This is a genomic window from Deinococcus yavapaiensis KR-236 (genome assembly GCF_003217515.1).
Classification (GTDB): domain Bacteria; phylum Deinococcota; class Deinococci; order Deinococcales; family Deinococcaceae; genus Deinococcus_A; species Deinococcus_A yavapaiensis.
Genome location: NZ_QJSX01000028.1, coordinates 21,635 through 31,157, shown reverse-complemented (window position 1 = coordinate 31,157; position 9,523 = coordinate 21,635). Strand labels below are relative to the sequence as shown.

12 protein-coding genes are annotated in these 9,523 nt (G+C 65.8%); 5 read left to right on the top strand and 7 right to left on the bottom strand.

Features of this window, described 5'->3' with window-relative positions; all coding sequences use genetic code 11:
* Positions 1 to 487: 487 nt before the first annotated feature.
* Together DES52_RS21540 and DES52_RS21535 are read right to left on the bottom strand one after the other, a co-directional pair.
* Positions 488 to 1,378: an alpha/beta hydrolase gene (locus DES52_RS21540; protein ID WP_110888896.1), complete on the bottom strand. Its 891-nt coding sequence runs from the start codon at positions 1,376 to 1,378 to the stop codon at positions 488 to 490.
* Between the two features lie 261 nt (positions 1,379 to 1,639).
* Positions 1,640 to 1,822 carry a hypothetical protein gene (locus DES52_RS21535; RefSeq protein ID WP_110888895.1) on the bottom strand — a complete coding sequence of 61 codons (183 nt, stop codon included), beginning with the start codon at positions 1,820 to 1,822 and terminating at the stop codon, positions 1,640 to 1,642.
* Positions 1,823 to 2,003: 181 nt separating this feature from the next.
* Between DES52_RS21535 and DES52_RS21530 the strand changes: the two genes are divergently transcribed.
* Positions 2,004 to 2,204, top strand: coding sequence for a hypothetical protein (locus DES52_RS21530; RefSeq protein WP_110888894.1), 201 nt, complete (start codon positions 2,004 to 2,006; stop codon positions 2,202 to 2,204).
* A gap of 78 nt (positions 2,205 to 2,282) precedes the next feature.
* Here the strand turns inward: DES52_RS21530 and DES52_RS21525 are convergent, their stop codons facing one another.
* Entirely contained in the window at positions 2,283 to 2,747 is a 465-nt protein-coding gene (locus DES52_RS21525; RefSeq protein WP_211317981.1) for an Lrp/AsnC family transcriptional regulator, read from the bottom strand.
* A 211-nt stretch (positions 2,748 to 2,958) separates the two neighbouring features.
* Between DES52_RS21525 and DES52_RS21520 the strand changes: the two genes are divergently transcribed.
* From DES52_RS21520 to DES52_RS23345, 3 genes are all read left to right on the top strand, one after another.
* Positions 2,959 to 3,927 (top strand): NAD(P)-dependent oxidoreductase, encoded by a 969-nt coding sequence (locus tag DES52_RS21520; protein WP_245901218.1) that lies wholly within the window; start codon positions 2,959 to 2,961, stop codon positions 3,925 to 3,927.
* A gap of 2 nt (positions 3,928 to 3,929) precedes the next feature.
* Entirely contained in the window at positions 3,930 to 4,091 is a 162-nt protein-coding gene (locus tag DES52_RS23350; RefSeq protein WP_211317980.1) for a hypothetical protein, read from the top strand.
* A 124-nt stretch (positions 4,092 to 4,215) separates the two neighbouring features.
* A complete protein-coding gene (locus DES52_RS23345) occupies positions 4,216 to 4,362 on the top strand; it encodes a hotdog family protein (protein WP_211317979.1) in 147 nt (48 codons plus the stop codon).
* A 122-nt stretch (positions 4,363 to 4,484) separates the two neighbouring features.
* Here DES52_RS23345 and DES52_RS21510 read toward each other — a convergent pair whose 3' ends face one another.
* Genes DES52_RS21510 through DES52_RS21495 form a run of 4 tightly spaced genes read right to left on the bottom strand, consistent with a single transcriptional unit; the run spans position 4,485 to position 8,702 of the window.
* On the bottom strand, positions 4,485 to 6,056 hold the full coding sequence (locus tag DES52_RS21510) for a flavin-containing monooxygenase (protein ID WP_110888891.1): 1,572 nt from the start codon (positions 6,054 to 6,056) through the stop codon (positions 4,485 to 4,487).
* The gene (locus DES52_RS21505) at positions 6,053 to 7,024 is read right to left on the bottom strand and encodes an alpha/beta hydrolase (protein WP_110888890.1); all 972 of its coding nucleotides are present in this window, start codon (positions 7,022 to 7,024) and stop codon (positions 6,053 to 6,055) included. The genes DES52_RS21510 and DES52_RS21505 overlap by 4 nt, the downstream gene beginning before the upstream one ends.
* Positions 7,021 to 7,869, bottom strand: coding sequence for an SDR family NAD(P)-dependent oxidoreductase (locus DES52_RS21500; protein ID WP_110888889.1), 849 nt, complete (start codon positions 7,867 to 7,869; stop codon positions 7,021 to 7,023). Before DES52_RS21500 ends, DES52_RS21505 begins: the two co-directional genes overlap by 4 nt.
* A 2-nt stretch (positions 7,870 to 7,871) precedes the next feature.
* Positions 7,872 to 8,702 (bottom strand): alpha/beta fold hydrolase, encoded by an 831-nt coding sequence (locus tag DES52_RS21495; RefSeq protein ID WP_170131215.1) that lies wholly within the window; start codon positions 8,700 to 8,702, stop codon positions 7,872 to 7,874.
* Between the two features lie 116 nt (positions 8,703 to 8,818).
* Here DES52_RS21495 and DES52_RS21490 point away from each other — a divergent pair, with 116 nt between their 5' ends.
* Positions 8,819 to 9,418: a TetR/AcrR family transcriptional regulator gene (locus DES52_RS21490; protein WP_211317978.1), complete on the top strand. Its 600-nt coding sequence runs from the start codon at positions 8,819 to 8,821 to the stop codon at positions 9,416 to 9,418.
* Positions 9,419 to 9,523 lie beyond the last annotated feature (105 nt).

The window sequence follows — 9,523 nt, the reverse complement described above, 5'->3', positions numbered from 1 at the left end:
CGACCGCCCTGCAACACGGCATGCTGCGCGTGGACGTGATCGCGTACAGCGACGGGTGGCAAGGCAACGGCGTGTACCCGGTGGTGTTGACGTTGAAGAACACGTCCACCGGGCAGAGTGTGAACGTGCAAGCCAACGTCGTCGTCACCAACAACGGGCAATAACACGCGCCAACAGCGACGAGCGGAAACCACTGTGGTTCCCGCTCGTCGTTTATCAGTGGAAGACTTGACAGGGTGCCGGTGTTATCGGCGCGACGAGCATTTCGACTGAAGGCCCGTCCTTTGCTCGGGCATCCAGAACGACCTTCGTGGAACGGAGGAGAAGCCGCGAACGTACCGTCGAATTCCCTAGTTCGAGCGCCACGCTCCCCGGCGAGCGTGCTCCCCGGTCGAGCTTGAAAGAAGCAGGGCTGGAAACACTATTTCCAGAGCCTCGACACGGCGCCCTAACCGAAACGCGAGATTCCCGAACCGCTCCCCCGACGTCAAGGCGTTCGGACGGCCGATCGGGCGCTGCCGCCCGCGAACCACTCCAAGACGCTCGGGAAGCGCGCCGCCCAGGCCGCTTCGTTGTGCCCTTGGTCTCGAGCGACCACCAATCGTACGGTCGCGCCTCCTCGTTCGAGGAGCGACGCGAGTTGCCGCGTCCACGTCACTGACAACGCCGCCTCTTGTGGCGTACTTCCCTCCAACGTGCCGATATCGACGTAAGCCCGTAGGGGAGACGTGAAGCGTTTGTTTTGAACGGCGTGGAGCATGGCGCCGTCCGCGACCCAAAGTGACGGCGAGAACGCCGCGACGAATCCGAAGGTGTCGGGGTGTTGCAAGGCGGCGTACAAGCTCACGATCGCGCCGAAGGACGATCCGCCGATGCCGGTGTCCTGCCGATCGGGCTTCGTGCGGAAGCGCCCGTCGATCATCGGCTTCAACGTCTTCACGAGGAACGTCGCGTAGCGGTCCGCGCGCGTTGAACGGTCGTTCGCGTCGATCGCGTACGGAACGTACTCCGCCGCCCTGTTCGCACCGATGTTCGCGACGCCCACGACGATCGCTTCCACGCCTCGCGCGGCGAGCGCGTCTGCCGCTTCGTCCGCGCCCCACTCTCGTCCCGACAAGGATCCGCCCGGATCGAACACGTTCTGCCCGTCTTGCAAGTACAGCACCGGGTACCGCTTCACGCCGCGGTCGTAGCTCGGCGGGAGGTACACGAACACGTTGCGGACGTTGCCAAGCTCGGGACTCTGCACGAGGCTGAGGGTGACGACGCGTCCCGACGGCGGTGGTCCTGCGGCGCCCGACGTGAGGGCAGCGAGCGCGAGGACGGACAGGACGGCGCTCGACGCGAGCGTGGACGGGCGCAGTTCGTGTGTGGGCATGTCTTCCTCCGGCGGTCGTGGGCGGCACGTGACCGCGTCACGCACGCCAGTGCTCTTCTTCGTCGAGTGTCGTAGGGGTGCCACCGTCCCGAAGGACCGTGCCCGCCGTAGCGTACAACCTTCGAGAGGAGCGTGCGTACCGAGCCGCGCTTTGCCTCGTACCGTTCGGTTGCGTGGCGCTGATCGTGAATCGACGCCGCGATCCTCGAAGTCCGACGAAGGACGTACGGCGGCATGCTGCGCGAAGCCTCGACTTCGGACTCAAGCTTCGTGCAACTTGTTCCAGGACGCGTTCACGAGGATGACTCGCTGCCACCAAGTCGTCAAGGAACGCAGGAGATCGTTCGAGCGCACGGGGGGCAACGCGCGGGCCACGCGAGCTTCGTGACGCAGGTTGTCGAGCTTGTGTTGGGCTTGTTCGCGGACAAGGGTGTCGTTCAACATCAGGAACCTCGCTCGGTGGAAGGGGCGGAAGGCCGGTCGATCTGCCTGCACGTTACGCGCGCCGCGCAACCGCACCGCAATACCCGTTCTTGTCGTGGCCCGCCTCGCGATTGCGGCGCGGTTGCGCTTGGCTCGTACCTTTTGGACACGACGCGAGGGTCGCGTCCCGAGGAGGAACCGCATGAACGCCACGATCCGCACGACCAATTCGACCGCTCGCTCGTCCCGTCCCCGCCGCTCCTTGCTCACCGTGCTCGGAAGCTTCTTCGAGCGCTTTTTGGCGGGGCCTTCTCATGACGCTCCGGCGTTGCCGACCGAGGAGGAGATCGCTGCGGGCCGAGGTGGCCCCTGGCTTCATGGAGGCTCTCCCGGTTTGTTCTGAGCCCCGTACGAACTCCGCCAATCTCGCGCCGCGCGGCCTCGTCGAACAAGAGACTTTCACGCTTCACCGCGCGTCGCGTCACAAGGGCAGTTCCGTCGTCTGCTTGATGCGCTGCATCGGCACTTCCGTCTTCACCTGCTGCACGCCCTCGATGCGCGCGAGGTGCTCCATTTGAAAGCGGCGGTAGCCGTCGAGGTCCGCCGCGACGATGCGCAGCAAGAAATCGCAGTCTCCGGCCATGAGGTGGCATTCGACCACTTGGGGAAGCTCCAGGATCGCCGCGCAGAAGCGCTCCACCGTGTCTTGGTCTTGGGCGCGCAACCACACGCGGGCGAACACCGTGAGGCCCCATCGAAGCTTGGCGGGGTTCAAGAGCGCCACGTACCGCTCGATCACGCCCGCTTCTTCCAGCAGCTTCACGCGTCGCAGGCAGGGAGAGGGAGACAGGTCGACTTCACGGGCGAGGTCGACGTTGTTCACGCGGCCGTCGCGTTGAAGCACTTTGAGAATCCGGCGGTCCTTACGGTCCAGTTCCATTGGCATGTTCTCCTCCCGAACCGAATGTACACGGCAGAATCTGCTGAAAAACCTACGGCGGAGCCTCGGAGACGCAACCAAATTTCACGTGCCCGAGCGTAGAATGCCCGTAGATGAGCTTCAGCTTCACCTGCTTCCGACGAGCCGGACCCACGCGAAGGTCACGCCGGTCGGTATTCCGGATGTCCGCGAAGAGCGAGGCGCTCGGGAGAATCCTGTGACCTCGAAGTCGCCGCCCGCCTCGTCGTTCGCCGATCACGACTCGAACGTCGGTTTTATCGGCCTGGGCGTGATGGGTCAGCCCATGGCCCTCAACCTCGCGCGCGGCGGAACGAGGCTCGTCGTGTGGAACCGCACGCCCGACAGGTGCGCGCCTCTGGAGGCCCATGGCGCGTTCGTGGCGGCCACACCGGCCGAGGTCTTCGCCCGTGCGCGCGTCGTCTTCGTGATGCTCGTGGACGAAGGCGCCATCGACGCCGTCCTCGGTCGCGGCACTTCCTCCTTCGGTGCGTTCGTCGAGGGGCGCGTCCTCGTGGTGGCCAGTTCCATCACGCCCGGGTACGCCCGCGCGCTCGCGGCGGACGTCGAAGCGCACGGCGGGTCGTACGTCGAAGCGCCCGTCTCGGGCTCGAGGGTTCCGGCCGAGCAAGGCGCCCTCGTCGGCATGCTCGCCGGGGACGAGGTGATCGTGGAGCAGATTCGGCCGCTCTTCGGGTTGATGTGTCGCAAGACAGTCTACTGCGGGAACATCGGAGATGCGCTGCTGATGAAGCTCGCCGTGAACCAGTTCCTGATCACCATGGTGACGGGCTTGGCGGAAGCGGCGCACTTCGCGCGGCGGCAAGGCTTGGACTTGCAGCGATTTCAGGCGGTGGTGGACGCCGGTCCCATGGCGAGCAGCGTTTCGCGCATCAAAATCGCGAAGATCGTCGAGCGGGACTTCGCGGTGCAAGCCGCGATCAGCGACGTGTTCAAGAGCGCCAGCATGATCGGGGACGAGGCGCGCGCTTCCGGGATCGCCGCTCCCCTGATCGAGGTGTGCCGCGCCTTGTTCGGGGAGACGATGGCGCTCGGCGCGACGCGCGACGACATGGCCGCCGTCGTGCGCGCCCTCGAAGCTCGCACGAGCGCCTCGGAGGGCGGCGCCGAGCCGTCGCCCTCCGAGGCTTCAGGAGCGCGGAGCTGAACTTGCTCGACGAGATCGTCCGGCATCTCTCCGGCCTGGAGCGACTTCGGGTGATGCTGGAGACGGATCGGCGTCGCGGCATGGGAGAGTCGCTCGACATCCGCTTGGTGGACGTGGACGACGGCCGCGTGGTGTCCGAGCCGTGCACTTGTACAATCCGCTGAGCGGTGCATGGCGGCTTCGCGGCGACGATGCTGGACTTCGCGAGCGGCTACGCGGTGCTGTCGAAGCTCACGCCCACGCTGAGCTTCTCGACGTTGGATTTAGAAGGTGGCGTACCACCGCTCGATGACGAAGGACAGTGGTCTCGTGCGGGCGTTGGGAACGGTCGTGACGCTCGGACGGCGCGTGGCCTTCGCCGAGGGGCGTTTGACGAACTCGAACGGCGACTTGCTCGCGTCCGCGACTTCGAGCTTGATCGTCTTGGCGTTCTGAAAACCGCGTTCGCTCGGGCCATTCCTGGAAGGCCGACGAAGGGAGAGGGGCCGCCTCTCCCTTCGTCGCTCGGTTACCTCCGTCGTGCCACCGCTTTCTCTTCGGGGACCAGGAGGTCGCGCTTAGCGCGCGGTGAACGTCAGCGTGCCGTCGTTCAGGGGCGCGAGTTGGATGGTGTACTTGTCGAGCAGGTAATTCTGGTAGACCTGCCACGGCCGCTTCGATCCTTGTTTGGGCAAGACGGCGGCGCTGCGCGCCACGTATCCGGACGTGAAGTCCAGCAGGGGCCGCTCCTCGACGGTGGGGTCGGCCTTCGGGTACACCGCCGTGTAGCCGCGCCGGTCCATGAAGTTCAGCAGGCGGCACACGTAATCCGCCGTGAGTTCGGCTTTCAGCGTCCAAGAGGAGTTGGTGTACCCGAAGGCGTACGCGAAGTTCGGCACGCCTCCCAGCATCATGCCCTTGTAGACGAGGGTGCGCGGAATGTCCAGCGTCCCGCCGTCCAAGGTGAACGCCACGTCGCCCAGCACGTTCAACTTCAGTCCCGTGGCGCTCACGATGATGTCCGCCTGGAGTTCCTGTCCTGTGGAAAGGCGGATGCCACGCGGCGTGAACGCTTCGATCGTGTCCGTCACGACGGACGCCTTGCCTTGTCGAATGGACTTGAACAGGTCGCCGTCGGGCACGGCGCACACCCGTTGATCCCAGGGTTTGTACGCGGGCGTGAAGTCGCGGGCGTCGAATCGCTCGCCGATGCTTTCCCGGGCCGCGTCGAGCAGCCGTTGCTGAAACAGGTCGGGGCGGCGGCGCGCGATCTGGTAGTAGAAGATGCTCGTCAGTACGTTTTTCCAGCGCGTAACCGTGTGGGCGACCGAGGCAGGCGCCCAACGTTGAAGCTTGACGGCGGCTTCGTCCACGAGCGGACGGACGGCCACGTAGGACGGCGAGCGTTGCAGCATGGTCACGTGGGCCGCCTTGTCCGTGAGGGCCGGGATGAGCGTGACGGCCGTGGCTCCGCTGCCGATCACCACGACGCGCTTCCCGGCGTAATCGAGGTCGTCCGGCCAGAACTGCGGGTGGATGATCCGTCCTTCAAACGCGGCTTCGTTCGGGAAGGCGGGGCGGTAGCCCTCGTCGTAGCTGTAGTATCCGCTGCACAGGAACAAGAACTTCGCCGTGCGGGTCACGGAGCAGGTGTTTCCCTGCGCGTCTTGCGCTTCGGCGGTGACGGTCCAGAGTTGACTCGACGACGACCAAGCGGCGGTCTTCACCTTGTGTCCGAAGCGAATGCGCTCGGTGATGCCCGCTTCGTCCGAGGCTTCCTGGATGTACTGCCGGATGTCGGGGCCGTCCGCGATGGACTTGCGGCCTCGCCACGGCTTGAAGCTGTACCCCAGCGTGAACACGTCGGAGTCCGAGCGGACGCCCGGGTAGCGGAACAAGTCCCAGGTGCCTCCGATGGCGTGCCGAGCTTCGAGGATCTCGAAGTGTTTGCCCGGACTCTTGGCGAGCAGATGCCGCGCCGCGCCGATGCCCGACAGGCCCGCGCCGATGATCAGGACGTCGAGGGGACGAGCGTCGTCCACCGGGGGCGTCCGGGCGGAGGCGGGTCGGGCGGACGGTCGTTTCGACGTCCAATACAGTCCTGTCAGGATCGCCACCCCGGCGATCGCGAGAAGCTTGCGTCGACTCATGTTCTGGCCTCCAAAGGAACTTCGAGGTTGCGTGCGATTTGACGGTACACGTCCCGCGCTTCGGGTATCCAAGGCGCGCCCATGAAGACGTGAAAGCCGCCGGGCGTCTCGTACAGGCGCACGTCCGCTCCCACTCGCAGGGCCTGGCGGTGGAAGGTGCGGGCGTCCACGATGAGCAAGTCGTCCGTTCCGTGAAACACGTCGATGGGCGGCAAACCGCGAAGATCGGCGTACATCGGGCTGAGAAGCGGCCCTGTCCGGTCCGCGTTCCCGGCCCACCAACGTCCTTTCACGCGCAGTCTGTCCGCGCGAAGCATCACGTCACGCGGCTCGACCTTCTCGATTTCGGGGTCGCTCAACGCGAGGTCCAGCCACGGTGCGAACAGCACCACCCGCCCGGGCGACGGCAAGGCGGTGTCACGCGCGTGAATCGCTTGCCCCAAGGCGAGCGCGCCGCCCGCCGAGTCTCCACACAGCACGATCTTTTCAGCGGGCGTGCGCGACAGGAGGTCGCGGTACACCGCTTCCAGCAGAGAGTACGCCGCCTCGTACGTGTGCTCCGGAGTGAGCGGGTAGAGCGGCACCGTCACGCTCGCGCCCGTTAAACGAACCAACGATTCAACGACGTCCCAGTGAGCGCTGACGAGGGCGCCCGTATAGCCTCCACCGTGGGTGTAGATGAAGTGCCAGTCCGAAGCGCCGTGTTTCGGCGTCAAATCGTACACGGGGCGGCCTTGCACTTGGCGTTCGCGGACGTCGCAAAACTCGCGCAAGGAGGGCTTGACGGGCGCGGCGCGCGGGTAGGGGCGGGCGCGGTAGGCGTCGAGCTCGCTTTCGCGCCGAGTGAGGCGCAAGAACACCTTGGCGAGCCGCATCTGCACGCTGGGGCGAGTTCGTGCGGCGCGCCCGACGAGCGTCACTCCCAGCAATCCGGCGGCGAGCAGCCAACGGCGGCGGACGCGGCTCACCCGTTCACCTTGCCGCGCACGGGCAGAAGGCGGCGCAGTGCCGTCCAGTACGTGGCGGGTAGGGTGCGCACCAGCATGTCGATGGCCTTGGCGTCGTTGCCCACGAGGACGCGCGGTGAGCGCTTGCGGACGGCGTTCAAGATCATGTCGGCCGCCTTGGCGGGGTCGAGGCGCAGCACGCGGTTCATGGCGCGCGTCTGGGCGGCGATTTCTTGCGGCGTGGCGTTGACGCCGCTGCTCACGCGGGCGCTGTTGGCGATGTTCGTTCGCACGCCGCCGGGATGCACGACGGTCACGCCGATTCCTCCGGGAGCCAGTTCGTGCCGCAGCACCTCGGAAAAGCCGCGAACGGCGAACTTGCTCGCCACGTAAGCGCTCTGGCCGGGAGGCGCGGCGATGCCGTACAAGCTGGAGACGTTCACGACGTGCGGATGCAGCTCGGCTTTCAAGGCGGGCAGGAACGCTTTGCACAAGGCGACGACCGCTCGGAAGTTGATGCTCTGCACCCACTCGAATTCTTCCAAGGTGAGTTCGTCGAAGGTGCCGCCCAGCGCCACGCCCGCGTTGTTGATCAGCAGGGTGACGCGGCGATGTTCGCGCAGCACAGCGTCGGCCAGCGCGGGAATCTGCTCGGTCTCGGCGAGGTCGAACGGGTGGGTGGTGACGTGAAGGCGCGGGTACTGACGCCTCAACTCGCCTGCCACGCGTTCCAGGCCGTCTTGATCGCGGTCGATGAGGGCGAGGTGGCTGCCCTGCCGCGCGAGTTCGGTCGCCAGCGCCCGGCCGATGCCGCTGGCGGCGCCCGTCAGCACGGCGATGCCTCCGGTGAACGAATACGGAATCATGGTCATTCTCCTAGAAACTTCAGGACCAGCGCGTTGAATTCCCCGGCCCGCTCGATTTGAGGCATGTGACCGGTCTGCGGAAAAAGGTGGCTTCGGGCGTGCGGATACACCCTTCGGGCGTGCTCCAGATGCTTGGCGGGCAAAATCTTGTCTCGATCGCCCCAGATGATCAACGTGGCAAGTTTCCGTTCGGCCACTTGTCGCGTCAGCGCTTCTCGCCAATGTGGATGCACGCCGCGCCATCCTCCGAGAAACCGGGCGACGCTGAGATACGACCGGGCTCGATTCGGCTGCCGCGCGAGAAGCTGGGCGTGCCGGCGGCGTTCTGCGGTGGCGAACCGGGAGTCGTGGAACAGGCCTTGCACGGCGCGGGCGCTGTTGCGCGGATTGGGGGCCATCAGCCACTCGCCCAGCTTCGGCACGGCGAGCAGGCGCAAGACGAACGTGACTTCGCGTCCGAACCCGGCGCTGTTCACCAGCACCAGCTTCCGAACTTGCTGCGGGTACATCGCGGCGAACTGCTGAGCCACGGCGCCCCCCATGGAGTTGCCGACGAGGTGCACCGGGCGCGTTTCGCCGACGGCGTCCAGGTAGTGCCGCACGAAGCGCGCCAGACCTGGCAGGGTGTACGGCACGTCGGGTTTGTCGGTCAAGCCGAAGCCGATGAGGTCCAGCGCGTACACCCGGTGGTGCGCGGCGAACGCGGGCACGGTGTCGGCCCAGTCTTCGAGGCTGCGTCCGATGCCGTGCAGCAGCACGACCGGCTCACCTTCGCCCTGCGTCACGTGACGAGTTCGCACCTGCCCGACGTTGAGAAACTCCGGTTGATTCACGCCACCTCCTGTGAAAGCTAGGATGACAGTATGCGAATGATTGCTCACTTTCTCAACTCGCGTTTCGAAGGATGAAAAAGATCGCTCCGGACTCGAAACGCCCCGGGGAGCGAGAGGTGCCACTCGCGTTCTCCACGCGCAAGACTCCCCGGCAGGCCCGCAGCCGCCAGATGGTGGAGCGTCTGCTGAACGCCGCGGCGCGAGTTTTCACGACCGAAGGATTCGAGCAGGCGACCACCAATCGGATCGCCGAGACGGCGGGCGTCTCGGTGGGATCTCTCTACCAGTTCTTCCCCAACAAGATGGCGCTGTTCTCCGAACTTCAACGCTTCTGGACGGCGCGGCTGGGCGAGGAACTGGACGTGGCCCTGGCGCACCCGCACCGTCCGCTTTCGGAGCTGATCGACGAGGTGCTCGGCGTCCACGCGCGCTTGCAACGCGAGTCCGGCGGGTTGCTGGGCTTTTTGCTGACCGCGGCGCAGATCGGCGCTCCTACCACCGTACGGCGGGCCGTTCAGGAACGCTTGGAGCAGATGGCGCAACTGCGCCGCCCCGGCAGCGACCCCGTTCGAAATCGCTTGATGGCGCAGATGACCCTTCACCTGGCCGACGCCTTGTACACCATCGACCCCGGCGGCGCTTCCGATCCGCATATTCGCGCTCAGGTGCGACTGGCCCTACTCGGGTATCTACGCTTGGCTCTGGACGAGCGTTGAGAGCCACGAGCCGCGAGGGACGCCAAGGCTCGTTTGCCTGGCGCCTAGAGCGATTTCGCATTTCCAAAGCTCGCTCCGAAGCTCCCGAATTCATCGGGGCGGCTC

Coding starts and splice junctions, on each gene's coding strand:
- DES52_RS21530 (WP_110888894.1), top strand. CDS start 2,004: ATGAACGCCACGATCCGCACGACCAATTCGACCGCTCGCTCGTCCCGT.
- DES52_RS23345 (WP_211317979.1), top strand. CDS start 4,216: ATGACGAAGGACAGTGGTCTCGTGCGGGCGTTGGGAACGGTCGTGACG.
- DES52_RS21500 (WP_110888889.1), bottom strand. CDS start 7,869: ATGATTCCGTATTCGTTCACCGGAGGCATCGCCGTGCTGACGGGCGCC.
- DES52_RS21510 (WP_110888891.1), bottom strand. CDS start 6,056: ATGAGTCGACGCAAGCTTCTCGCGATCGCCGGGGTGGCGATCCTGACA.
- DES52_RS21535 (WP_110888895.1), bottom strand. CDS start 1,822: ATGTTGAACGACACCCTTGTCCGCGAACAAGCCCAACACAAGCTCGAC.
- DES52_RS21525 (WP_211317981.1), bottom strand. CDS start 2,747: ATGCCAATGGAACTGGACCGTAAGGACCGCCGGATTCTCAAAGTGCTT.
- DES52_RS21540 (WP_110888896.1), bottom strand. CDS start 1,378: ATGCCCACACACGAACTGCGCCCGTCCACGCTCGCGTCGAGCGCCGTC.